The sequence below is a fragment of the Furfurilactobacillus sp. WILCCON 0119 genome (genome assembly GCF_053471565.1).
This window is the reverse complement of sequence record NZ_JBPCCV010000001.1, coordinates 527127-552341: the sequence shown is the minus strand read 5'-3', so window position 1 is coordinate 552341 and position 25215 is coordinate 527127. Positions and strand designations below refer to the sequence as shown.

The window sequence follows — 25215 nt, the reverse complement described above, 5'->3', positions numbered from 1 at the left end:
GACCATCATGGAAAATCAGATCGATCAAAAGCTTTCCGTGCAACAAATTATTCTTACGTTGCAACAATACTGGGCTGCACAGGGCTGTATGCTGATGCAGGCCTACGATACCGAAAAGGGGGCCGGAACCATGAGTCCCTACACGTTCCTGCGTGCCATCGGTCCAGAACCATGGAACGCCGCTTACGTGGAACCAAGTCGGCGACCTGCCGATGGCCGTTACGGGGAAAACCCAAACCGGTTGTACCAACACCACCAATTCCAAGTGCTGATGAAGCCAGCCCCAGCGAACATTCAGGAATTATACTTGAACAGTTTGCGTGAATTGGGCATTGATCCATTAGAACATGACATTCGCTTCGTTGAAGATAACTGGGAAAACCCATCAATGGGGTGTGCCGGTGTTGGTTGGGAAGTTTGGCTGGATGGAATGGAGATCACCCAGTTCACATACTTCCAAATCGTCGGTGGTCAGGAAATGAACCCGGTTGCTGCCGAAGTGACCTACGGATTGGAACGGTTATCTTCTTACATTCAGGACGTAAACTCCGTGTTTGATTTGGAATGGAGCGACGGTGTTTTGTATGGCGACATCTTCAAAGAACCTGAATACGAACACAGTAAGTATTCATTTGAAGAAAGTAACCAGGAAATGTTACTGCGGATGTTTGACGACTTTGAGCGTGAAGCCCAAGCCAACCTGGCAAAGGGCCTCGTGCACCCCGCTTACGATGACATTTTGAAGTGTTCCCACACATTTAACCTATTAGACGCTCGGGGCGCCGTTTCTGTGACTGAACGGGCTGGCTATCTAAGCCGGATTCGGAACATGGCGCGGACCGTTGCCCAAACGTTTATTGATGAACGGGCTAAGCGTGGCTTCCCGTTGATCAAAGATGACAAGCAACGGCAGGCAGTTTTGGCTGATTGGGAAGCCCGTCAGGCGAAAAAAGCGGCTAAGGCAGCTAAACGGACAAAGAAGGAGGCTAAATAATGGCACATGAATTCTTACTTGAAGTTGGTTTAGAAGAAATTCCGGCGCATGTGGTCACACCTAGTATTGATCAACTGGTTGCTCGGACAACAACGTACCTAAATGAACAACGAATTACGTTTGACGCAATTAAGTCATTTTCGACACCACGGCGGTTAGCCCTCCTGATTTCCGGACTGGCTGATCAACAACCAGATATTGAAGAAGAAGTTAAGGGTCCAGCTAAACGGATCGCGCAAGACGAAGACGGCAACTGGACAAAGGCTGCGCAGGGTTTTGTTCGGGGCCAAGGGGCCACGGTTGACGACATCACGTTTAAGGCCATTAAGGGCGAGGACTATGTTTATGTTAACAAGCACGAAGATGGCCAACCAGTTGCCACAGTTTTGACTGGCTTGAAGGACGTGATCATGGCGATGACGTTCCCAACCATGATGAAATGGGGGAGCTTTAAGTTCCAATATGTCCGGCCAATTCGTTGGCTTGTGGCGTTGTTAGATGATAAGGTGCTTCCGTTTAGCATTTTAAACATCACCACTGGACGGACAACACAGGGCCACCGGTTCCTAGGAAAAGAAGTTGACCTAGCCACGGCTGCTGATTATGAAGAAGCATTGACTAGCCAATTCGTAATCGCAGACGCTGGCAAACGGAAGGCCCGGATTCGTCAGCAAATTGCTGAAATCGCCGAAACTAATGGTTGGACGATCACGGTGGACGACGATCTTTTGGAAGAAGTCAACAACTTGGTTGAATGGCCAACGAGTTTTGCTGGTCACTTTGACGACAAGTACCTGACGATTCCAGACGAAGTGTTGATCACTTCCATGCGTGACCACCAACGCTTCTTCTACGTTCAGGATGCGTCAGGAAAGCTCCTGCCAAACTTTGTCTCTGTTCGAAATGGGAACGACCAACATTTAGATAATGTGATTGCCGGAAACGAAAAGGTGCTGACGGCTCGTTTAGAGGACGCAATGTTCTTCTACCAAGAAGACCAAAAGCACGACATTGATTTCTATGTCAACAAGTTAAAGGGCGTTAGTTTCCATGACAAGATCGGGTCCATGGCAGAACACATGAAGCGGACCGGGATCATCGCCAATTTGATTGGGCAACGGATCGGTTTCTCTGACGAAGAACTTGCTGATTTACAACGAGCAAGCGAAATCTATAAGTTTGACCTTGTGACTGGAATGGTCGGCGAATTTGCTGAACTGCAAGGCATCATGGGTGAAAAATACGCGTTGCTGTTTGGTGAAAAGCCAAGTGTTGCGCAAGCCATTCGTGAACACTACATGCCAATCTCTGCTGAAGGCGCATTGCCGAAATCACGGATTGGGGCAGCGCTAGCGGTTGCTGATAAGTACGACAGCATCGTGTCCTTCTTTGCGGCCGACATGATTCCAAACGGTTCAAACGACCCGTACGCATTGCGGCGGCAAGCGTTTGGAATTGTGCGGATTCTGCGTGATCAAAAGTGGCATTTACCACTGATGAAGATGGGGCAAGACTTCGGAATTGCCTTATCCAATAAGCACGTTGAATTTAATCCTGAATTAATGGCAAACTTGGATCACAGTCGGCAACAGATCCAGGCGTTCATGAACGATCGGGTTCGCCAGTGGTTTGCTGGTCAGCATGTTCGTCATGATATCGTTGAAGCCGTAACCAACGCAAAGACCAGTGATGTGTTGAGTATGTTAGACGACGCAGCCGCACTGATCGCCCATGCCAACGATGGTGACTTTAAGGATGCCATTGAAGCACTGACCCGGGTGGCCCGGTTAACGAAGGATGAGTTATTAACACAGACGGAATTACCAGTTGATCCAGCACTGTTTGACGATGATTCTGAGCAAACGTTATTTGACGCTGTTAATGATGTTAAACGTCATTTTGACGAACGGACACCGGACGAAAACTACCGGGCCTTAGCTGATCTTCGGCCAGCCATTGAAGCGTACTTTGAAGCGAACATGGTCATGGCTGATGATGATGCTGTGCGGCGGAACCGGTTGAACCAGCTGGCTCAATTAACGCAATTGACGATTCAATTGGGTGATTTACAACAGCTGATCGTGAAGTAAGCTAAATTAGCCAAAGTGCGTTAAAATAAGATCGATCGTAAACCGTGAGGAGCAACGCTCCTTGCGGTTTATTTGTTGGTGTGAATGGGGGGATGCAGATGTTACAAATCAAACGGGTGTATGCACCAGTTATGGAGACGGACGGCCAGCGTATTTTAGTGGACCGGTTGTGGGCGCGTGGCCGCTCAAAAGAACAGGCGGCGTTGACGGATTGGGCGAAAGCAATTGCACCCAGCACGACGATCCGGCAACAATTCGGGCATGACCCAAACCAGTTTCCGACGTTTGTCACGGCCTATACGGCTGAGTTAGCGGTCAATCCGGCAACGCCAAAATTTATTGAACAGGTTGCGACGGGGCTTGAACAGGGGAATGTGACCCTTGTTTACGGTGCGAAAGATGAGTTGCATAACAATGCCGTTGTCTTAAAGGCGTACTTGCTGACACAATTACCGGCTAAGTTGACAAAAGTGACCGACTAAGAATTACTTTCTGAACATGAATCAAAGTCCTGTACATTGATTGGAAAGCGTGTATAATATTTTATGTGTGTAAATGGGCCAATTTTTAGAGTCGCATTTTTTGTTTCCCCGAAGCCGACTGGTGACGAAGACGGAAGATGCGCCTTTTTACGCTCATTATTGACACTGAACTCATGAAATGAACCGTTACTGGAGGTGATGTTGTGGCAACACGAATTCCTGAAGACGTCATTGAAACAGTGCGGACATCCGTCAACATTGCGGATGTCGTTGGCCAAACTGTCCAGTTAAAAAAATCGGGTAAGAATTTGTTCGGCCTGTGTCCGTTTCATGAAGAACGCACCCCGTCATTTTCTGTCAATGAAGAAAAGCAAATCTTTCATTGCTTTAGTTGTGGCCGGGGCGGTAATGTATTCAAATTCCTGATGGAGTTAAATAACCTCAGCTTCCCGGAGGCCGTCTTACAAGTCGCCGATGATGCTAACATCAACATTGCGGCTGAGTATCGGCAGGTTGAGTCCGCACCAGTTGATACACAAACAAGTCGGTTAATCGCGTTATACGAGGATGCCGCCAAGTTGTATCACCACGTGTTAGTTAACACCCAGCTAGGCGAAGAGGCCTTGGCATACTTGCATGATCGGGGTCTGGACGATGAGACCATCGAAGCGTTTAACATTGGGTTTGCGCCCAGTGAAGGGTTGCTCAAACCGTTCTTTGAAGAGCGGCAGATTGATTATCAGTTATTACGGCGTTCTGGTTTGTTTATTGAAAATCAGGATGGCCAGCTTCGGGATCGGTTTAGTAACCGGGTGATGTTTACGATTCGTAACCAGCGTGGAAAGGTGATTGCCTTTTCCGGCCGGCTTCTCCACAAGGATCCAGACGCACCGAAGTATCTGAACAGTCCTGAAACGGATATTTTCCATAAAAGTGATACTCTGTTTAATTTCGATCTTGCACGACCAGAGATTCGGAAAGCAGACGCGGTGATTTTGTTTGAAGGGTTCATGGATGTGATTGCCGCTTATTCTGCGGGCATTAAAAACGGGATTGCCTCCATGGGAACCAGTTTGACAACGGATCAAATCGGCATCTTACAACGGGTCGCCCACACCTTGTATGTCTCATATGATGGTGATGATGCCGGTCAAAACGCGACCCACCGGGCGCTGTCATTGATTGGCGAACAAAGCACAATGACGCTTGGCGTGGTTCAAATGCCGGAGGGCCTTGATCCAGATGAGTACCTGCGTAAGTACGATGCGAAACGTTTTCGGGCCGTTTATGAAGGGGCCAAAGAGACGCCGGTCGGCTTTGCGTTGCGGTATCTGGCCCGTGGTCGGAACCTCGATAATCAAAGCGATCAACTGACGTATCTGGATGAGGTGCTAAAGATCATTGCTGGCGTTCGTGCCCCCGTTGAGCGCGATTTGTACATCAATCAACTGGCGGAGCGCTTTGACGTTGACAAGGCAAGTTTAAAACAGCAGCTGGCTGAGATGTTACAGTCACGGCAAGCACCAGCGACAGTGGCTGGCGAAGGGCATTTGGCGCCCGCAGCACCACCACGACAGGTGGAGCAAGAACGGGCTGTGTTATCGCAGGTTGAGCGTGCCGAACAGCTGTTACTGGAACGGATGCTTACGGATCAAAGTGTGTGGCTGCATGTAACGGCCAATCAAGATTTTCACTTTGTTCATGACCAGTACCAAACGCTGTTTTTATTGGCACAGGGGTTTAAACAAACGCATGCGGAGCTTCAAATCGCCGGCTTTTTGGATTACATCAATGATGATGCCTTGCAACGGGTGCTGATTGAGGTAACCGAACGGCCGACCGTGACGCGGAATGATTTAACGGATGTTGATGACTGTATGCATTTGATTATGCACCAGGCGCCACTAGATGAAGCCATTCGGCAAAAGAACCTGGCCATGATCGAAGCCAAGCGGTTGAACAACCGTGATCTTCAAAATCAGTTAACGTTGGACCTGGTTAATTTGTATAAACAAAAACAGGCCATGAAGAATGCTTGATTATTTTTTAAGTCAGTGTAAACTAATTGTTCTTATCGGATCGTGAATAATAAGGGGGACCTTGCATGTCTGAAAAGCAAGAAACAGCAGCAAAGAATTTTGATGAAAAAAAGTTCACCACAGCCGTTAATGGGTTAATTAAGGACCACAAGAAGGCAAAAGAAGTTCAGTACGACGATTTGCAAAAGCAACTCGTGACGCCCTTCAAACTGGACGCAGATCAAATCGATGATTTGATGCAAAAGGTTGAGGACGCCGGGATCAGTGTTGTCGATGAAAATGGTGACCCCTCTGAACACGCGTTAAAGAATAAGAAGAGCGATGTTTCTGCTAAAGAATTAAAGGCAAGTGACGCCGCACCATCCGGGATTAAGATTAATGATCCTGTGCGGATGTACCTGAAAGAAATTGGTCGGGTTTCATTGCTGTCAGCTGATGAAGAAGTGGCTTTGGCCCTGCGGATTGAGCAAGGCGATGAAGAAGCTAAACAAGAATTAGCTGAAGCAAACTTACGGTTGGTGGTTTCCATCGCTAAACGGTATGTTGGTCGGGGAATGCAGTTCTTGGACTTGATCCAAGAAGGGAACATGGGCTTGATGAAGGCCGTTGAAAAGTTTGACTACCGGAAGGGATTCAAATTCTCAACGTACGCCACATGGTGGATTCGTCAAGCAATTACCCGTGCCATTGCTGACCAAGCGCGGACGATCCGGATTCCGGTTCACATGGTTGAAACCATCAACAAGTTGATTCGGATTCAACGTCAATTACTTCAAGACTTAGGGCGTGAACCCATTCCTGAAGAAATTGGGGCCGAAATGGACATGCCAACGGACAAAGTTCGTGAAATCTTGAAGATCGCGCAAGAACCCGTTTCATTGGAAACGCCAATTGGTGAAGAAGATGATTCTCACCTGGGTGACTTCATTGAAGACCAGGATGCCACGTCACCAGCGGATCACGCCGCCTATGAACTTCTGAAGGAACAGTTGGAAAGTGTCCTGGACACGCTGACTGACCGGGAAGAAAATGTGTTGCGGTTACGGTTTGGGTTGGACGATGGTCGGACCCGGACGTTGGAAGAAGTTGGGAAGGTGTTCGGTGTGACCCGGGAACGGATTCGTCAGATCGAAGCCAAGGCGTTGCGGAAGTTACGCCACCCAAGTCGTTCAAAGCAGCTTAAAGATTTCTTGGAATAAAAATGAACAACTCAAAAAAAGCGCTAATGGATGTCTAATCATCCGTTAGCGCTTTTTTGTGGGTTGACGATGAAGGACGACCGCCGCGGCTTTTATTGCCACTTTTTCTGTAAAATCCTGTCGGGATAACGCGGTGATTGCTATACTGGTAAGTGACAAACAGTGAAGGAGATTCATATGGACGCAGATCATTTATCAAAACGGTTAACGAAAGTGGCCGAATACGTACCACATGGGGCACGGATGGCAGACATTGGGTCTGATCATGCTTACTTACCAGCGTACCTTGCGAAGGCTGGCTTGATTCAGTTCGCGGTGGCGGGCGAAGTCGTGAAGGGGCCGTTTGAAAACGCCCGTTCCGAGGTCCAATCACAAGGGCTCACTGATCAAATCGAGGCCCGGCTGGGTGATGGTTTATCCGTCATCAACCCAACGGATAATCTCGATGCGATTGTCATTGCCGGCATGGGTGGCACCCTGATCAGCGACATTTTGACCCGCGGGTGGCAGCAATTAACTGGTAAAGAACGTCTGGTTCTTCAACCAAACGTTGGTGAATATCACTTACGCCAGTGGTTGGTCGAACACCAGTATGAATTGGTGACCGAAGCCATCATGAAGGATGATGGCCATATTTATGAAGTGTTGGTTGCTGAAAAGGCGGCAGCGCCAGTGATGTTGACCGAATTGGATGCACGCTTTGGACCGTTTTTACGACAAGCACCAAACGCGGCCTTTATCGAAAAATGGCGACATGAGCAGCAACGGACAGAACGCGTGTTGGCTTCTGTGTCACATGCCGCAGTTGTGCCAGCCGAGAAGCAACGGGCACTGCAACGTGAACTAGACTTAATAAAGGAAGTGTTATCTGATGCAAGCACAAACCTTAATTGATCAATTTGAAACGTTTGCCCCCCTCAGTTACCGTGAAGCAGGTGATCCAACCGGGTTTCAAATTGGTGATCGTCATGCGGAGATTCACCGGGTGATGACCACCCTGGATGTGCGCCCTGAGGTGGTCGATGAAGCAATTGCCCAAAACGTCGACTTCATTTTTGCACATCATCCGGTCATGTTTCGACCGGCAAAAAATTTGGATTTTGTGGCTGATCCACAACTTGCCATGTACGGCAAACTGGTGGCAAATCATATCACCGTTTACGCAGCGCACACCAACTTGGATAATGCACCCGGCGGCATGAATGATTGGCTTGCTGAGACATTGGGATTAACAGCGGTCAGTGGTTGGCTCCCAAATCCAGAAGCGCCAACGGTACAAATGGGGCGGGTTGGGGCCTTGCCAGAATCGATGTCGATGCAAGCGTTCGCTGAATACTGTAAAACGCAATTCAAGGTGGGCGGATTACGGCTGATTTCACATGAACCTGACCGGTTGGTTAGCCGCGTTGCGGTTTTAGGTGGCGACGGTGGAAAGTTTTTCCATGAAGCCCAGGCAACGGGGGCTGATGTGTATGTCACCGGGGACGTTTACTACCATACGGGTCATGATATGTTAGCGGCTAATTTTTCCGTGGTGGACCCAGGTCACCACATTGAAGCGGTCTGCATTCCTAAGCTGGCGGCAATGCTTCGGCAGTGGTCGGTTGAAAAGCAGTGGCACATTGACGTTATTGAATCAAAACCAAATACCGACCCGTTTATCTTTGTGTAAGCGGATTAAATCGGGTACACTAGGTAGGTACAAACAATTTAAGGAGCGTGACAATTTTGGCAAAATATGACACATTACTCTCACGGTTTATCGGGTACGTAAAGGTCAACACGCGGTCAGATCCAGATTCAACGACCATTCCTTCTGCACAACGCGAAGTTGACTTCTTGAAGTCAATCGCTGAAGAATTGGCAGAAATCGGTCTGTCCGACATCAAGTCGGATCCAAACAGCGGCTATGTAACGGCGGTTTTACCCGCTAATGATGGTGGAGACAGTGATCCCATCGGGTTCTTAGCCCACATTGATACGGCCGAATTTAATGCTGAAAACATCGCGCCACAAATCGTTAACGATTATGATGGTGAATCCGACATTAAACTAAGTGACGATGGCAAGTGGACCTTAAAGGTCAGTGAATTCCCATCATTGCGCAACTACAAGGGCAAGACGTTGATCACGACTGACGGGACCACGTTACTTGGTGCCGACGACAAGTCCGGGGTTGCTGAAATCATGACAGCCATGGAATACTTGGTCAACCACCCAGAAGTTAAGCACGGTGACTTACACGTTGGTTTCGGTCCTGATGAAGAAATCGGAACTGGTGCCGACCACTTTGACGCCAAGGGCTTTGGCGTGAAGTTTGCTTATACGGTTGATGGCGGTCCACTGGGCGAATTGGAATACGAGACGTTTAACGCTGCCCAAGCTGTCATCGACATTCAAGGAAAAGAAGTTCACACCGCGACAGCCAAGGGTGTGATGGTCAATGCCTTACAAGTAGGGGTTGATTACCACAACCTGCTGCCTGCTGGTGACCGGCCTGAATTAACAGAAGGCCGTCAAGGCTTCTTCCACTTGTACAAGATGGACGGCACGGTTGATCACGCTAAATTAACGTACATCATTCGTGACCACGACAAGGCCACGTTTGAACAACGGAAGCAACAGATGCTGGACATTGCCGAAAAACTGAACGCAGATCTTGAAGAAGACCGGATCAGCGTCACGTTAACGGACCAATACTACAACATGCGTGAAGTTCTGGAAAAGGATATGACCTCCGTTGAATTGGCCCAAAAGGCCATGGAAGACTTGGACATTAAGCCAGTTATCTACCCAGTTCGTGGGGGGACGGATGGTTCCAAGATTTCCTTCATGGGTGTTCCAACACCAAATCTCTTTGCTGGTGGCGAAAACATGCACAGTCGGTTTGAATACGTTTCGTTAGAAACGATGGAACAAGCCGTTGATGTCTTGTTGAAGATCAGTGAATTGAACACAAAAAATTAATCATAAAAAGAACCTGATTGTGTGAGCAAGTTGCCAACACGATCAGGTTCTTTTTTATGCGTAATAAGTGCTGAACCATTAATCTAACGGATGATTATGGGACGTGCTGATCCCCATATAGGTTAAATAAGCATCAAGAACCAGCCAGTGCCCAATCTTGCCCAACAAATGACGTGCGGTCATAAAGTTACCTCCCTTTAGTTTACTGATTGGTAAAGTATTTCCATAAATCATCGTAGGCTTATTTTACCAATCAGTAAAGTATTGGTAAAATGGATTCAGCAAGTAAATGAGGTGGGTAGCGATGGGACGAAACAAGTCGTTTGATGAAGAAGAAACGTTGCAAGAAATGCTCACGGTGTTTAATCAAAATGGGTATCATCAAGCTTCGATGGCGCAGTTAGAACAGGCAACGGGCTTAAAGAAAAATAGTTTGTACTTTGCGTTTGGTGATAAATACGCAATGTTCACCCGGGTGTTTCAAGTTTATTTAGACGGAATTTTTGCATCTTTGACCACCGTTCAGACACGTGGTCGGCAAAAAAACGCCCTTGAACAATTAGCGTTACTCCTGATGAATGATTTCACGCCGGCAAACTTACCGACGGCCAACTTTTATATCAATGCTCTGATTGCGTTTAAAGAGGATAACGGACAGGTTCATGATTTATTGAGCGATGCTCATGAACGGTACACCAGAATATTAACGGAGACCCTGGCCGTTGGGCAGGCGCGTGGCGAGGTGACCACCATGCTGACGGTTGCTGAATTGGTCGATTACTGTTTTAATGTGCGCACGGGACTGTTAGCGACGGTTAACGTCACGCCTGATGTGGAAGACCTCAAAACGACGTTGATGATCTCTTTACGGCTCCTTGAGCCACACAAATGAACACAAAAAAGCACCGATGGTTGATAACAACCATCGGTGCTTTTTTACGTTTACGTAAGCCAATCAATGAACCTAACGAGCTTACGTTATTTATTGGCGTCAACTGGTGCAGGCTTGTCTGCCAAGAGAACCGTGCAGACACTGACAACTAAACAAACGATAGCAGCAACAATGCCGACTTCCAGAGGTTTATATGTCATCAATTCGAGTTGGCCACCGATGTAACCGATGACTTCACCCCAGATGAAGCCCCAAAAAATAACAGTTAAGTAGCGCATAATGTGACCACCTTTCAATTCAATTAGTAGTTTACCACTTTACCCATGAAATTCAATTCATGAGCGAAAACTTCATTAAAAAGCGGTCGCTCCGGGATTGGAAGTTCAGAAATCTAGATGAAGGTTTGGTATAATAAATGAACGAACAAACGTTTGAAAGGAGGCCGATCTGTGACACAAACAGACACGGAACAAACACCGTTAATCGTTCCATTATCGGTCATGAGTAACTACAGTTTGCTCCAGAGCCCCACACGAATCAAAGACCTAGTCCAGGCAGCAAAGGACAGGGGGTACGGTGCGTTAGCGCTGACGGACACCAACGTCCTGTACGGCGTCGTGGACTTTTTTAACGCGGCAAAAGCAGTGGGGATCAAGCCCTTAATTGGTTTAGCCGTTGAGCTGACCGGACTTGTGGATGAGACCCAGACGTTTCCGCTAACGTTGATCGCAAACGACGCAGTGGGGTACCAAAATCTCATTCAAATCTCGTCTGCCAAAATGACGGCGGAAGCGCCGTTGGCGATCACATTGGCCACAATCGCGCCGTGGCTGACCCACATGACAATCATTAACGGCTTGGAAAGTGAAGCGGGCCGGTTGATCAGTACCGGGCAACAGCAGGCGGCCGGGCGGGTGCTAACGGCGCAACAAACGGCTGGTGATGCTGAGGCAGTTTACCTAGGGGTGAGCGATCAGCAATCACCAACTGCAATTGAAAACCTGCGCGAGTTTGCGACAACGCAGCAAACGGCACTGGTCGCGGTTAATCACGTTCAGTATTTAGACGCGACGGATCAATTTAAGGCAAGTGTGTTGCAGGCGATTAGTAAAGGCGAACAGATTAGTAACCTTGGTGCCGTCAGCCAACAACTGGGTCCCTGGTATTTACGCGACGCCCGGGCGTTGACGACACATTATGAACAACTTGGATTGCACGATGCGGTGGCTGCGACAACGACCATCGCAACGAAGGCGACCGTGGACTTTACGTTTCAGGCGCCGCAACTACCACATTTTAAGACACCAGAAGAACAACCAGCGGCGATGTTTCTTCGGGAACAGTGTGAAAAGGGCCTGGTCGAGCGGCTCGGCACCGACAACCCACTGCAAGACCGCTACCAAAAGCGGTTGGATCATGAATTGACCGTCATTCACGATCTTGGTTTTGATGATTACTTCCTTATTGTATGGGATGTGATGAACTACGCGCATGAGCACCACATTACAACGGGGCCTGGGCGTGGGTCCGCAGCCGGCTCATTGGTGGCGTACACGCTTGCCATCACCGAGGTTGACCCGTTGATGTATGACCTGTTGTTCGAACGGTTTTTAAATGATCAGCGGGCGCAGATGCCGGATATTGATTTAGACATTCCAGATGACAAACGGGATCAATTGTTGCTCTATGTTCGTGATCGCTACGGAGCGGATAAAGTGGGCCAGATTCTGACGTTTGGAACGTTGGGCGCTAAGCAAGCCCTTCGCGATGTGGGCCGTGTCTTTGGCCTTTCAACGTTCCAATTGGCCGATTGGAGTCGAGCAGTTCCCAATGGCTTAGGCATTACACTGACAGAGGCCCAAGCAGCGTCGCAGCCGTTACGAAATCTAATTGCCGATAACCAGTTATTGTTTGAAACGGCGCTGGCTGTGGAGGGGTTACCGCGGCACACCTCAACCCATGCGGCCGGGGTCGTATTGAGTGATGAACCATTGACGAACATCGTTCCGGTCCAGTCAGGGTCAGAAGGTTTACTGATCACCCAGTTTCCAAAGAACACGGTGGAAGCGTTAGGACTGCTGAAGATGGATTTTCTTGGCCTTCGTAACCTCACCATTTTGGCAGCAACATTAGCCGCCGTGGCACAGACGACGGATAAACCACTGGCTGTCAACGACATTCCGCTCACCGACGCAGAGACGCTGGCCCTCTTCCAGCGCGGCGATACAAACGGCGTCTTTCAGTTTGAATCCAGCGGAATCAAGAACGTTTTGCGAAAGTTACATCCAGAGACGTTTGAACTGGTTGTGGCCGTGAATGCCCTGTACCGACCAGGACCGATGGAAAACATCGACCGGTTTATTGCCCGTAAAAAGGGGCAGGAACCGGTGACCTATCCGGCACAGGTGTTAGAACCGATCCTCGGACCAACGTACGGGATCATTGTGTATCAAGAACAAGTTATGCGGGTTGCGGCCGTGATGGGTGGTTTCTCACTTGGAAAAGCCGACCTCTTGCGCCGGGCTATGAGTAAGAAAGACCACGCAAAAATTGATGCCTTACGTGATGAGTTTATCGCCGGCGCCACTGAAAAAGGGTTTACGCAGGCCGTTGCGGTTCAAGTTTATGACTACATCGAAAACTTTGCTTCGTATGGTTTTAACCGTTCACACGCGGTGGCGTACAGTAAGATGGCGTTTGAACTGGCGTACCTTAAAGTGCACCATCCGGCCGCGTTCTTTATGGCACTGCTGAACTCTGTTTTGGGGAACGCCGCTAAAATCAAACTGTACCTATTAGAAGCAAAACAGCACGGGGTAAACGTGGCCGGGCCAAACGTCAACGTGAGTCAGCCAGACTTTTCGTTAAAAAACGGCCAAATTTTATTTGGTCTTGGCGACATCAAGGGCCTGCGCCGCGACTTTGTGGCAAATATCTTGGCTGTGCGGGCAGATCACGGGGCCTTTACGGATCTAGATGACTTTGTGACCCACATTGATCCGCAATACCGAAAGGAAGAGCCGTTGACGGCAATGATCTACGCCGGCGCGTTCGATGACTTTGGGTTGAACCGAGCCGAGTTGTTAGATCTCCTACCACGGGTGATCTCCGGGGCCCAAATTAACATTGATTTATTTGATGATATTGCAGGCATGAAGTCAAAGGTGGCCCATAAACCAGATCTATCCCTCAAAAAAAAGCTTGCCCACGAGGCCGAGGTACTTGGTGCTTACTTATCAGGGCATCCGGTTGAACAATATACCGGTCTTAGTCAGCGCCTTCACGCGGTTCCGGTGGTTGATCTAACGGTTGGTGATCGCGCCACGGTTGTTTTATACACCAGTAGAATTCGGGAAATTCGAACCAAAAAGGGCGATAAGATGGCCTTTGTAAGTGGAAATGATCCGTCTGGTGAATTATCGATCACATTATTTCCACGACTGTACAAAGCCGTTAGTGAGTGGCTGCGGTCTGAACAAGTCGTGGTGGTCAGTGGCCGGATCGATACCGGTCGCCAAATGGAAATCGTGGCGGACCAATTGCAACTCGCCAGTGACATGCAGCAAGCGCCCGGGTCAGATCAGTCCCCACAACCAGCACAACAATCGGCGACAGGAACCTGGTATTTACAGGTGACGGCGGCGACTAAAGCCACTGCGCAGGCTACGTTTAGTCAGCAGGTGACGCACTTAGCAGGTCCTAATCCGGTCATTTTCCATGACCAGACCAATGATTCAACGATTAAATTACAACCTGCGTTTTGGCTGGCTGATCCAACAATCATTCAGTCACAGCTAATGGACATTTTTGGTCAAAAAAACGTGGTTTTTCGGCCGAAACAGACGGAATCTTAAAAACCGTCATCAAAGTTATGAAAATAAGCCAACCGTTTTCATTAATATTTTTGAAAACTGATGAAAAGGGCGACAATCCGAGCACAAAAGTGTTAAACTAAGTACCGTATTCAAAGGGAAATGATTGTGTTTCCTTAAAATCGCCACTTGATGGCACAACTCAAAGGGAGAGATTTTTGTTATGAAAAAAACTAAAATCGTTAGTACGCTGGGACCTGCTAGTACAGATGTCGACACGATCGTTAAGTTGATTGAGGCCGGTGCCAACGTTTTCCGGTTTAACTTTTCTCACGGAGATCATGAAGAACATCTTGGTCGTTTGAACAATGTTCATGAAGCCGAAAAGATTACTGGCAAGACTGTTGGGATCATGCTTGACACCAAGGGTGCCGAAATTCGGACCACTGTTCAAAAAGATGGTAAAATCGCCTACAAGATTGGTGACACGGTTCGGATCTCAATGGACGACTCCATTGAAGGAACACACGATAAGATCGCCGTTACTTACCCTGGTTTGTACGACGACGTTCATGTTGGTGGCCACGTCTTATTCGATGATGGTTTGATCGACATGAAGATCGACGAAAAGGACGACGCTAACAAGGAATTGGTAACGACCGTTCAAAACAACGGGCTGTTGGGCTCACGGAAGGGTGTTAACGCACCTGGTGTTTCCATCAACTTACCTGGGATCACTGAAAAGGATGCTTCTGACATTCGTTTCGGTTTAGATAACGAAATCAACTTCATTGCTGCTTCATTCGTTCGTAAGGCCCAAGATGTCTTGGACATCCGTGCTTTACTTGAAGAAAAGAACATGCCACACGTTCAAATCTTCCCTAAGATTGAATCACAAGAAGGAATCGACAACTTCGATGAAATTCTTGAAGTTTCTGACGGTTTGATGGTTGCTCGTGGAGACATGGGTGTGGAGATTCCACCTGAAAACGTTCCGTTGGTTCAAAAAGAATTGATCCGTCGTTGTAACGAATTGGGCAAGCCAGTTATCACGGCAACCCAAATGCTGGACTCCATGCAAGAAAACCCACGCCCAACGCGTGCGGAAGCTTCTGACGTTGCCAACGCCGTCTTTGATGGTACTGACGCAACCATGTTGTCTGGTGAATCAGCTAACGGGGACTACCCAGTAGAATCCGTTGCTACCATGAACCGGATCGACATCAAGGCTGAAAACGACTTGAGTGTTGATGGTCACGCCGTTCACAACTATGACACTTCAGATGTTACGGAAGCCGTTGCTGCTGCCGTTGCCCGGACTGCAAGCAACTTGCACGTTAAGACAATCGTTGCTGCGACTGCTTCAGGTCACACTGCCCGGATGATCAGTAAGTACCGTCCAAACGCAGACATCTTGGCCGTAACGTTCGACGAACGCACACAACGTGGTTTGATGATCAACTGGGGTGTTTACCCAGTGATCGACACTGCTCCAGCAAGTACTGATGACATGTTCGCATTAGCGAAGAAGCGTGTTGTTGAAGAAGGCTTGGCTGAAAAGGGTGACACGATCATCGTGACTGCCGGTGTTCCTGTTGGAACTAAGGGCACAACGAATATCATGCGCGTTATGCGGATCGACTAAGCATTATTACGTTAACAATAAACGGAATTATGGCATAAGACCGTTTAGAGAATTAATTTCAAGTTGAAATGGCTGACTTCCTGAGTTCAGGAAGTCAGCCATTTTTATTTCAAGAAAAATGAGTGGCGAGTTAGTCGGGCGGCGGTCGCGTGATGGCGCGCATTCTGCTATAATGGGACAAACGAAAACGACAACGTGGAGGCAGCTATGCATGATTTACTCGGTCGGGTCATCGAAGCAAAGGTGATCGATCAAAATGACGAGAATTACGTCGTTCAAAGTAACGGCTTTTCGTTCCTATTTGCAAAAGAAGAAGCAGACCACAAACTGGGGATCGGTGCCCAAGTGGTGGGATTTGCCTACGAAAATGAACATCATGATTATCAGTTAACCACCCACATTCCTAAAGCCCAGGTGGGGCACTATGCGTTTGGCACGGTTGTCCGGTCTGCTCATGGCCTTGGGGTGTTCGTGGATGTTGGTTTACCGAACAAGGATTTCGTCGTTTCAGTCGATGAATTACCAACGGTTGCCAACCTAATGCCACAAAAGGGCGATCGGTTGATGATCAGCCTGGTCGTGGACAATAAGAACCGCTTGTGGGGACACTTGGCAGATAGTGACGTCTTTACGGCCATTAGTCGGCGGGCGACGCCACAACTGAAAAATCAGGACGTCACGGCGACCGTTTACCGGTTAAAATTGGCTGGGACGCTGGTCTTAACGGATGATTATTACCTTGGATTTGTTCATCCATCCGAACGTGAACGCGAACCACGGCTTGGTGAATCCGTTACCGGCCGGGTGATTGGCGTTCGTCCCGATGGTGGGATGAATATTTCACTGAAGCCGCGGGCCTACCAAGCAATTGGTGATGACGCCGGGCAGCTTTTAGCAGCCTTAAGTCATGATGCAGAACATACCTTGCCCTTTACGGATAAAAGTAGTCCAGACGCCATTAAGGAATACTTCGGGATCAGTAAGGGTCAGTTTAAACGCGCCCTTGGTCATTTATTAAAGGACCGTTTGATCATACAAGGGCCAACGGGGATCACGTTAACAGCGGCAGGGCTCAAGGCAGCAAGTCATGACAACGCCAAGTAAGGTTCCAACGAGTCTGGCAGATCCCATGGCTGACTACCTCACCTACGTTAAGGTTGAGCGGGGGTTAGCGAAGAATAGTCTAACGAGTTACGCGCAGGAATTACGCGCGTTTAATGCGTTTTTAATGCGGCGCCACATTACGGACCTCCGTCGGGTGGATCGTTACGTGATTTTAAATTATTTGCAGGCAGAAGATGAGGCGGACAAAGCGCGTGCTAGTGTCATTCATACGGTATCAGCACTGCGAAAATACTTCATGTTTTTAACCCGGGATGGTGTTATTGCGCAAAATCCCATGCTAAAGGTGGATCCACCGAAGCCTGCACGCCATTTGCCACAGGTATTGACGACGGCGGAAGTGGATCGTTTGTTACAGGTGCCTGATGTCACGAAGCCGCTGGGCATCCGTGATCGAACACTGCTTGAAGTGATGTATGCAACGGGGCTGCGGGTCAGCGAAGTCATTAACCTGACGGGTGACAACCTTCACCTTGATCTGGGTTTCATTCAAACGGTTGGGAAGGGTGACAAAGAGCGCATCATTCCAATCGGTGATCTGGCCAGTGAGTGGTTGACGACGTACATGACAACAATCCGCCCGAAGCTGATCAAGGACCAGCCAACAACGGCAATTTTTGTGAATGCCCACGGGCGCCAATTGACGCGTCAAGGGGTTTGGAAAAATTTAAAGGCCATGGTTCGGGCAGCGGATATCGATAAGGATGTAACGCCGCATACGTTGCGGCATTCGTTTGCTACGCACATTTTAGAAAACGGGGCCGATCTGCGGGTGGTTCAAGAATTGCTGGGCCACTCTGATATTTCGACCACCCAAATCTACACGCACATTTCAAAACAGCGCTTGGCGGATGTTTACCGAAAGGCACATCCCCGGGCTTAACCAAACAAATCATGATGGGAGGCAACAACGACGTGTTAGTGAAGTATCGCGATGATTACGAGAAAACCACAATGGGCTTGTTAGCCTTCTTACCGGATTTTCGAAACATGGACCATTTGAAAACGGAGATGCGGTGGTACACCGAGGTTTCAGCGCGACAAATGTATTTGTGGCGTAATGACCATCAACAGTTTACAGGGGTTCTTGGTGTGGAATTAACGGGCGATGTTGTGCTGGTTCGCCTGCTGGTCTTGTCACCGCAAGAACGGAACGATAGTACGAGAAACGCCATCCTTGATGCCGTTGCCAAGTTGTATCCGGAACGCCGGATCATGGGAACCATCGAAATGACGCCAACAATTCTCCGGTGGCAGAACCTTGACGGCCGCTGATCAGACCCCGTCAAGTGGCCAGCGGCGCGGACAAACAGCACATGACCGCGAAGCTGCCATCAACTTGGCGTTGGCAAATCAACCTACCATTAAAATTAACGATTTTGAGGGCCCCCTCGACCTGTTGCTCCATTTGATTCGGAGTTCAGAAATGGATATTTACGATATCCAAATTTCAGCCATTACGGCCCAGTATCTCGGCTACCTTCACCAGATGAAGGAAATGAAGTTGGATGTTGCTGGTGAATATCTGGTCATGGCGGCAACGTTGATGACCATTAAAAGTCGGATGTTGTTACCGCGAGCAGAACCAGAATTGACCGAAGAAGATGGTCAAGTGCTGGACCCGCGGGCAGAGTTAGTGAGCCAGTTACTGGAATACCGGCGTTATCAGCAGGCAGCCAATGAGTTGCGCGATAAAGAGCAAGACCGTAAGCAACAGTTTACCCGGGCAGCCAGTGCGGTGCCGGACGACATTACGCTGGCACCGATTTCCCCCGGTCTTAATTTGGACGACCTGCAAGCGGCGTTTGAAAAAATGCTCAGTCGGCGGCAAGTGACACAGCCACTATTTAAAACGGTGGCAACAGAACAGTTTTCGTTACGCGAACAAATGCATGTCGTGTTAACACAGCTCGATCAGGTACGGCCCACGACATTTGACGCGTTATTTACGGCGCAGCCAACGACTGACGAAGTGGTGACCACCTTTTTAGCCGTCCTGGAGTTAGCGAAGCTAAGTGCGGTTCGGTTTGAGCAGGCAGAAGCAAATGAGCCGATCATGGTGTACGCTGGGGAGCAAAACGAAGCCGCGTTAGCGGAAGCTGATTTAACAATTTTTGGGAATGAGACAACAAATGACGAACATTGAGCAAATTGAGGCCCTCCTGTTTGTGGCGGGTGACGAAGGAATTTCAATTAACGAAATCGCCCATGCAACCGGGTTTATGCGACCGGCCATCAGTACACTGTTGGATGAACTGGCCACTCGGTACCAGACAGATGAAAATTCACCGCTATGTTTACTGGAAACAGATGACCTCTACCGGTTAGCAACGAAAAAGGAATTGGCACCGATCATCAAACGCTATTTTGAAGCACCACTTGCAACGAACCTGTCGCAGGCCTCACTGGAGGTGCTCGCCATCACAGCGTACCGGCAACCAGTCACGCGGGTCGATATTGATGAAATTCGTGGTGTTTCCAGTACCACAACGCTACAGAAATTGGTTCTCCGCAACCTTGTGGAAACAAAGGGGCGTAAGGATGAACCTGGGCGACCGATTCTGTATGCCACGACCAACTATTTTTTAAACTACTTTGGACTTACCAATTTAGATCAATTACCACCACTGCCAGAAACGGAGCAGTTGGATGAGGACCAACCAGAAACGGGTGATTTGTTCCTGGCCGCGTTCACTAATCAGCTGACCAAGGCAACTGGTTCGACGAATGAAGATACTGACGAGAAGTCAGAAGAAAGTCAAGAGGACTAAAACATGGAACGACTACAAAAAGTTATGGCACAGGCGGGGATTGCGTCCCGGCGTAAATCAGAGACGCTCATTGCTTCCGGTCACGTTAAGGTGAACGGTGAAGTGATCAAAGAACTTGGCACAAAGGTTGGGCCAGAGGACGCCATTCAGGTCGACGGCGTTGCCATTCAACAAGAACAATTCGTTTACTACCTGTTGTACAAGCCGCGTGGTGTTGTCTCAACGGCGCATGATGACAAGGGGCGGACGACGGTTGTGGATCTATTTCAGGACGTGACCCAACGCATCTATCCCGTTGGTCGCCTGGACTACGATACGTCCGGCTTACTGTTAATGACGAATGACGGTGAATTGGCCAACCAACTAATGCACCCTAAATACAAGGTGGACAAGACCTACGTTGCAAAGGTTAAGGGCATTCCAACGAATGAAGCCCTGGAACAAATGCGTCATGGACTAGTGGTCGATGGTCATAAAACGGCGCCCGCTCGGAGCAAAGTCCTGAGTGTTGATAAGCGAAAGCAAACGGCCATCATTCAGTTAACGATCCATGAAGGGCACAATCACCAAGTTAAAAACATGTTAAAGGCAATCGGGACACCAGTTGAAAAGCTCCGGCGCGATAGCTACGGCCCCCTTGATCTGTTGGGGATGACGTCTGGTGATTACCGTGAATTAAAGGCGACAGAAATCACTGCCTTGCGTGAGGCCGTTACTGAGCAACGGGTTCCTCGGCGACGGTAATTAGTTGCGGTTTAACAATATTGTGTTATACTGCACTAGTAAATTAAATTAAATTGGTTCGTCTTCAGGGCAGGGTGTAATTCCCGACCGGCGGTGATAGCCCGCGACTCCTAAGTAATTAGGATTGATCTTGGTGGAATTCCGAGGCCGACAGTAAAGTCTGGTATAAAGAAGATTGACAACAGTTCACGTGGTTCTTAACGTGGGTTAATTTGTCTATCCATTGTTTCCTGAAGAAGCAAGGGGTGGACTTTTTTTGTGGTCAACCAACGAAGATGATCCTAAATGGTTTACGGACTAATTTAGGAGGACATGGTTATGGGAAACACAGCGTTACGAAGAATGATTGGGGTGGCCGTCTTGGGGGCGGTCGCTGCCGTGGTGATGTTCATCGAATTTCCAATTTTGCCGGGGGCAACCTTTATGAAATTGGATTTAAGTTTGTTGATCATCTTGCTTGGGACCATTTTATATGGTTTGGGGGATGGGGTCCTGATCGCTGTGATTGCGGTCGTCTTACACCTCCTGTTTAAGGGTGTTAATCCGTTCAGTTTGATCGGTGACAGCATCGCCCTTGTTGCAAACATCGCGTACGTCCTGCCACTTTACTGGCTATTGAAAAAAGCGCCATGGCGGCGGGGTGTCACGTTATCTGTCGGCATTCTGGTGAGCACCGTCCTGCTGACGGTCATCATGACGGTGCTAAACGGCTGGCTCATGTTTCCACTGTACATTCAAGCGGGAGGGTTACCACAGACAACCAATATTGCTGCCTTATTGGTTTCCGTTGTGGTTCCGTTCAACCTATTAAAGGGGCTCATTATTGGCGGCGCCTTCTGGGTTGTTTACGTTCGCATGGAGCCCTGGCTCAATCGGCAACACCAGCAGTTAAGTCAGTCACATGCTGACGTTCATTAAAATAAACCGTTAGACGACTACCCAGCAGATGTGTTGGGTAGTCGTTTTTACATCGTTTACGTAGATTCAAACGGGGACTTTATCGCGGTGATGACGGCGAATGTGCTACACTAACACCAGCGAAAAAATGACAGGAGGATGGTCGCGTGGCACCGACACTTTTATTAGCACTACTTTCACCGACGCAACCGCGCCGACCAAAGGTTCTATTTAACTGTTTACAGGGCCGGAAGACCGTGTCGATTCTTTTTTGGAGTTTGCGGTATGATGTCCTCTCGTGGTCAAACGTTCTGCCAAACCTAACGTGGGCAGAAATGACGAACGCAATTGATGAGTTGGTTAAACGCCAGCAGGTGCTTGTGACGCCGGATGGCCAATTGGTGGTTGCCAAACCGGCCGTTCCAGCATGGCAAACAGCGGTGACGACGATGACTGAACTCGTGCCAGAAACACTCCGACAACAGGCACGGTGGCTGCCGTGGCAACAGGTCAGTGAAACAGGTTTGTTGGGACTCCAAGCAGTCGCACAGGCCCAGCACCACGAGATGACCTATTTTCCGGTTAGTGTTACGGAACAAGCGCGGGCGCACGTTCGTGAATGGTTTAAGACACTTACGGTAACCAAGACGGTCGACCAAGTGCCGCGACAACTGCACGATTGGTTACTAACCTTACCAGATCGCCAAGCACAGCTATTTGTCAGTCAATTGGTTGGCCCCGCACATCCGGGAACGACCACGACGCAGCTTAGCCAGCTATGGTCAGTGCCTGGATGGACGATCCAGTTGCAGCAAATTGCCAATTGGTTAAGTTTGGCCGTGTTTTTACAGTCAGAAGCAACCGGGCTTGCGCTCTTGGTGGCGCCATTTTGGCAACCGATGTTAGCCCCTTCGCTGGATCAAACACTGACCGCACTCAAGCAAGGGCTAACGCAAACCCAGATTCAACAGCAGCGCGGATTGAAGGTTAGCACCATCAATGAACATTTGTTGGAAGCAGCCATTTGGTTGCCAGCGGATGAATTTCCTTATAAGCGGTTGCTGACCGCAGACGTTATTAACCAAGTTCGTCAACAGCAACCGCAAAACATTGATGAGTGGCAGTATGAAACACAAACCGCAGCAGCCGATTTTTTTACGTTTCGACTTGTTCAAATTTGGGAGACAAAACATGACTCAGGAACCAACCCACGTGAAACCGAATGATCCGCGCTTAAAGTTATCGCAATCCGCGGTCGATTTTGCCAGAGAGCGCAACGCCGCATTACGTGATCACTTCGGCTTTTCAACGTTTCACCCCGGCCAAGCTGAAGCGCTCGATAGTTTGCAACACGGCCGTGATGTCCTTGCGGTGTTGCCCACCGGGAGCGGAAAAACACTTGTGTACGAATTGGCCACCTATCTGTTAAACGGTCGGTGTCTGATCGTGTCGCCGTTGTTGTCCTTAATGCAAGACCAGGTTGGGCGGTTAAATGCCCGGGGTGAGCGGCGGGCCGTCGCCATTAATTCAACGTTGAACCGGTCCGAGCAGCTCACAGTCTTAAACCAACTGGCGACGTATCGCTTCATTTATGTCTCACCAGAAATGTTAGCAAACGAGCAGGTTATTAGTGCGCTGCAACGCGTGCAATTACGCCTGTTTGTGGTGGATGAGGCGCACTGTATTTCAACGTGGGGCCCAGACTTTCGGCCGGCGTACTTAAGTTTAGGTGCGGTTCGGCAAACGCTTGGCCAGCCCTTGACGCTGGCACTCACTGCAACGGCTGATCAGCACGTTCGAACCGATATTTGTGAGTGCTTGAAACTATCTTCAACGCACGAAGAATTACTGTATTCGGTGGACCGAAAGAACATCTTCCTGGACGTTGAGCAATGTCAATCGCGACAAGACAAGGATGAGCGGCTGCTTAAATTAGTGCAGCAATTGGTCATGCCGGGCATTGTTTACTTTTCTAGTAAAAACCAGGCGGATGAATGGGCGGAACGGCTGGTTCAAGCCGGGATTTCAGCGGCCAGTTACCATGCAGGGCTAGACGCTCAAACGCGGTTTACCGTCCAACAACAGTTTATGCAGGATCAACTCCAAGTGGTGTGTGCGACGAGTGCGTTTGGAATGGGCATTGATAAGGCTGACATTCGGTTTGTGATCCATTACCACTTACCAGGCAACTTAACCGATTACGTTCAGGAAATTGGCCGGGCCGGCCGTGACGGGAATCAAAGTGTTGCGCTACTGTTACTCGCACCAGGGGATTCGCAACTGCCAGCGGCATTTACAGAGATGCAACTACCGGACGAGCGGGTGATCCACCATGTTTTTGCCAACGGAACGGGAAAGCAGCCTGATGGTGCCGTTGGTCTAGTGGCCTATTACAAGGATCATGGCGCGAGTGAGACGGCGGTGATTGACCGGTTTAACGAACGGCGGCGGTGGCGACAAGACGCCCTTAGTCAGATCGTCAACTACGCTCAAAATCAAACGTGTTTACGCAGTCAGCTACGCCAGGCGTTTGGTGAAACGAGTGAACCGCATACAGAAACCTGCTGCGCACCCGGCAGTGTGCCGGTGGATCTACCGGCGTTAGGGCTTGCCCGTGAGGAAAAGGCGACGACGGCGACCCCGGCGTTACCATCATGGCAAACACAATTTCAAACACTTTTTAGCGAAAACTTTACTAACTGAACTAGCAGACTATGCTAAGATATTAGGTAGTATAGTCATCAGGGAGGAACGGTCATGAGCCAGAATAACGACCCCCGCGACCAAAAGCCGTGGGACAAACAATTTACAGAGGATAACGGTGAATCATCACGAACCGCAGCACGCAAACGAAACAGCCATAATTCATGGATCACAACGGTGCTTGTGTTGGCAATCATCTGTTTAGCAGCCATTCCGGTTTGGTACTTTGTGTCAAACATGAACACATTTAACCATCCCCAAAATTCTGCACAGGTGGCCGTGTCATCTTCTAAGAAGAAGGCGTCAAGTTCATCGTCGTCATCCAAAAAAGCAAGCAGTGCGAAGTCTTCATCAGCAAAGTCTGAATCAAGCAGTTCGTCTGTTTCAGAAGAGGCGTCAAGTGCGACATCAAGCTCAGCAGAAAGTAGTTCGAGCAGCAGTAGCAGCAGTGACGAAAAGTACGTTACCGTTGAATCTGGTCAGGGTTTATACCGGGTCGCTGTGAACAACGGGTTGACGTTACAGCAATTACTGACGTTGAACGGATTAAGCAGTTCATCGCAGGTTGCTCCTGGACAACAATTGCGGGTTAAGTAAGACTGAATTTAATAACGGCCGAATTTTCGGTAAAAGCAATCTTGATCGGAAGGTTGCTTTTTATTTGGCCATTTTTTGGCACCATTAGGCGCGTATCAAAGCATTAGTTACGAACATCAGAGGATGCGCCGGCGCTTTAATGATAAACTTGAACCAACAGTGACCAATCGTTAATAATTGCTGACGTGTGCCAGCGGTTGAAGTAAGGCGGGAACGTTTAGAATAACCGTTATTAGAAAGAAGACACGACAATGACACTCA

The 25215-nt window shown here is 48.9% G+C and carries 21 protein-coding genes, 1 pseudogene and 1 riboswitch; of the genes and pseudogenes, 21 read left to right on the top strand and 1 reads right to left on the bottom strand.

Going from position 1 to position 25215, the window contains the following annotated elements; genetic code table 11:
• Window positions 1-19 precede the first annotated feature (19 nt).
• The 9 genes from glyQ (at window position 20) to ACRYI5_RS02835 (ending at window position 10663) form a co-directional block, all read left to right on the top strand.
• Entirely contained in the window at window positions 20-994 is a 975-nt protein-coding gene (gene glyQ, locus ACRYI5_RS02875; protein WP_407879487.1) for a glycine--tRNA ligase subunit alpha, read from the top strand.
• Complete coding sequence (gene glyS / locus ACRYI5_RS02870) at window positions 994-3084, top strand: glycine--tRNA ligase subunit beta (protein WP_407879459.1); 2091 nt, start codon at window positions 994-996, stop codon at window positions 3082-3084. Before glyQ ends, glyS begins: the two co-directional genes overlap by 1 nt.
• 98 nt (window positions 3085-3182) lie before the next feature.
• Window positions 3183-3566 (top strand): DUF488 domain-containing protein, encoded by a 384-nt coding sequence (locus tag ACRYI5_RS02865; RefSeq protein ID WP_448224205.1) that lies wholly within the window; start codon window positions 3183-3185, stop codon window positions 3564-3566.
• A gap of 203 nt (window positions 3567-3769) precedes the next feature.
• Complete coding sequence (gene dnaG, locus ACRYI5_RS02860; RefSeq protein WP_448224204.1) at window positions 3770-5605, top strand: DNA primase; 1836 nt, start codon at window positions 3770-3772, stop codon at window positions 5603-5605.
• Window positions 5606-5670: 65 nt separating this feature from the next.
• On the top strand, window positions 5671-6804 hold the full coding sequence (gene rpoD / locus ACRYI5_RS02855) for an RNA polymerase sigma factor RpoD (RefSeq protein ID WP_407879464.1): 1134 nt from the start codon (window positions 5671-5673) through the stop codon (window positions 6802-6804).
• A 177-nt stretch (window positions 6805-6981) separates the two neighbouring features.
• Window positions 6982-7698 (top strand): tRNA (adenine(22)-N(1))-methyltransferase, encoded by a 717-nt coding sequence (locus ACRYI5_RS02850; RefSeq protein WP_448224203.1) that lies wholly within the window; start codon window positions 6982-6984, stop codon window positions 7696-7698.
• Window positions 7673-8476 (top strand): Nif3-like dinuclear metal center hexameric protein, encoded by an 804-nt coding sequence (locus ACRYI5_RS02845; RefSeq protein WP_448224305.1) that lies wholly within the window; start codon window positions 7673-7675, stop codon window positions 8474-8476. The genes ACRYI5_RS02850 and ACRYI5_RS02845 overlap by 26 nt, the downstream gene beginning before the upstream one ends.
• A 56-nt stretch (window positions 8477-8532) precedes the next feature.
• Window positions 8533-9771 carry a peptidase T gene (gene pepT / locus ACRYI5_RS02840; protein ID WP_448224202.1) on the top strand — a complete coding sequence of 413 codons (1239 nt, stop codon included), beginning with the start codon at window positions 8533-8535 and terminating at the stop codon, window positions 9769-9771.
• Window positions 9772-10075: 304 nt separating this feature from the next.
• The gene (locus ACRYI5_RS02835; RefSeq protein WP_448224201.1) at window positions 10076-10663 is read left to right on the top strand and encodes a TetR/AcrR family transcriptional regulator; all 588 of its coding nucleotides are present in this window, start codon (window positions 10076-10078) and stop codon (window positions 10661-10663) included.
• Window positions 10664-10749: 86 nt separating this feature from the next.
• On the opposite strand, the gene ACRYI5_RS02830 is transcribed toward ACRYI5_RS02835, so the two are convergent.
• On the bottom strand, window positions 10750-10941 hold the full coding sequence (locus ACRYI5_RS02830) for a YjzD family protein (protein WP_407879471.1): 192 nt from the start codon (window positions 10939-10941) through the stop codon (window positions 10750-10752).
• 171 nt (window positions 10942-11112) lie between these two features.
• Here ACRYI5_RS02830 and ACRYI5_RS02825 point away from each other — a divergent pair, with 171 nt between their 5' ends.
• The 12 genes and pseudogenes from ACRYI5_RS02825 (at window position 11113) to ACRYI5_RS02770 (ending at window position 24954) form a co-directional block, all read left to right on the top strand.
• Window positions 11113-14517: a DNA polymerase III subunit alpha gene (locus tag ACRYI5_RS02825; RefSeq protein WP_448224200.1), complete on the top strand. Its 3405-nt coding sequence runs from the start codon at window positions 11113-11115 to the stop codon at window positions 14515-14517.
• A 181-nt stretch (window positions 14518-14698) separates the two neighbouring features.
• Window positions 14699-16114 (top strand): annotated as a pseudogene (gene pyk, locus ACRYI5_RS02820) (pyruvate kinase); the annotation flags it as partial.
• 213 nt (window positions 16115-16327) lie between these two features.
• Window positions 16328-17224: a CvfB family protein gene (locus tag ACRYI5_RS02815; RefSeq protein ID WP_448224199.1), complete on the top strand. Its 897-nt coding sequence runs from the start codon at window positions 16328-16330 to the stop codon at window positions 17222-17224.
• Complete coding sequence (gene xerD / locus ACRYI5_RS02810) at window positions 17208-18125, top strand: site-specific tyrosine recombinase XerD (protein ID WP_407879476.1); 918 nt, start codon at window positions 17208-17210, stop codon at window positions 18123-18125. The genes ACRYI5_RS02815 and xerD overlap by 17 nt, the downstream gene beginning before the upstream one ends.
• Before the next feature lie 32 nt (window positions 18126-18157).
• Complete coding sequence (locus ACRYI5_RS02805; RefSeq protein ID WP_407879477.1) at window positions 18158-18517, top strand: N-acetyltransferase; 360 nt, start codon at window positions 18158-18160, stop codon at window positions 18515-18517.
• 64 nt (window positions 18518-18581) lie between these two features.
• Window positions 18582-19388, top strand: coding sequence for a segregation and condensation protein A (locus tag ACRYI5_RS02800; protein ID WP_448224304.1), 807 nt, complete (start codon window positions 18582-18584; stop codon window positions 19386-19388).
• Window positions 19375-20013, top strand: a complete 639-nt coding sequence (gene scpB, locus ACRYI5_RS02795) for an SMC-Scp complex subunit ScpB (RefSeq protein ID WP_407879478.1) — start codon at window positions 19375-19377, stop codon at window positions 20011-20013. The genes ACRYI5_RS02800 and scpB overlap by 14 nt, the downstream gene beginning before the upstream one ends.
• A 3-nt stretch (window positions 20014-20016) precedes the next feature.
• Window positions 20017-20757: a pseudouridine synthase gene (locus ACRYI5_RS02790; RefSeq protein ID WP_407879479.1), complete on the top strand. Its 741-nt coding sequence runs from the start codon at window positions 20017-20019 to the stop codon at window positions 20755-20757.
• 56 nt (window positions 20758-20813) lie between these two features.
• Window positions 20814-20937, top strand: a riboswitch (FMN riboswitch).
• A gap of 138 nt (window positions 20938-21075) precedes the next feature.
• Window positions 21076-21675 carry an ECF transporter S component gene (locus ACRYI5_RS02785; protein WP_448224198.1) on the top strand — a complete coding sequence of 200 codons (600 nt, stop codon included), beginning with the start codon at window positions 21076-21078 and terminating at the stop codon, window positions 21673-21675.
• A 146-nt stretch (window positions 21676-21821) separates the two neighbouring features.
• On the top strand, window positions 21822-22880 hold the full coding sequence (locus ACRYI5_RS02780) for a helix-turn-helix domain-containing protein (protein ID WP_448224197.1): 1059 nt from the start codon (window positions 21822-21824) through the stop codon (window positions 22878-22880).
• On the top strand, window positions 22846-24357 hold the full coding sequence (locus tag ACRYI5_RS02775) for a RecQ family ATP-dependent DNA helicase (protein WP_448224196.1): 1512 nt from the start codon (window positions 22846-22848) through the stop codon (window positions 24355-24357). Before ACRYI5_RS02780 ends, ACRYI5_RS02775 begins: the two co-directional genes overlap by 35 nt.
• Before the next feature lie 54 nt (window positions 24358-24411).
• On the top strand, window positions 24412-24954 hold the full coding sequence (locus ACRYI5_RS02770) for an SAG1386/EF1546 family surface-associated protein (RefSeq protein WP_448224195.1): 543 nt from the start codon (window positions 24412-24414) through the stop codon (window positions 24952-24954).
• Window positions 24955-25215: the final 261 nt, after the last annotated feature.